1 protein-coding gene is annotated in these 453 nt (G+C 40.8%); it reads left to right on the top strand.

Features of this window, described 5'->3' with window-relative positions; genetic code table 11:
- The coding region (locus ACYVRH_RS14640) for a hypothetical protein (RefSeq protein ID WP_461257595.1) at positions 1-202 on the top strand (202 nt) is incomplete at its 5' end.
- Between the last annotated feature and the right edge of the window lie 251 nt (positions 203-453).

Below are 453 nucleotides of genomic sequence, written 5' to 3'. Positions count from 1 at the left end.
CCAGGGCGTGTTTGACAGCGGAAGGGCACAACCGTTCGGAGCTAACTCAAAAATGAATAACTGGTATTATTCTCAGGGCGCTCCGGCTATCGTAATGGATATACTGACAAACGCCAATAATATGTATGGTACAACCGATCAGATCAAAGCAGGTATGGCCGTTATAGAGACTATTTGGAAAACCGGCAAAAGACCGGATTAATTTTTCTGTTTTAACCTGAAACTGTCCTATTGCCCTCTCCGGCTTTGGGCGGTTTCAGGTAATATTTATCGGAGAGTATATAATGACAAATCAAGACGCAGGTTATTATAATGCCGCTCCCTTTTATGTAAAAGTAATCAATTCTATTTTAAATGTATTCAGGCAAATCGGCGCTTCATTTGCAGGGGGCGTAAAAAGTTTTGCCGCGGGCATTAAAAATTTTTTTGGTGTTTTTTGCAAAAGATTCATGG

The organism is Treponema sp. R80B11-R83G3, from assembly GCF_054786115.1.
This window is presented reverse-complemented; position numbering and strand designations above follow the sequence as displayed.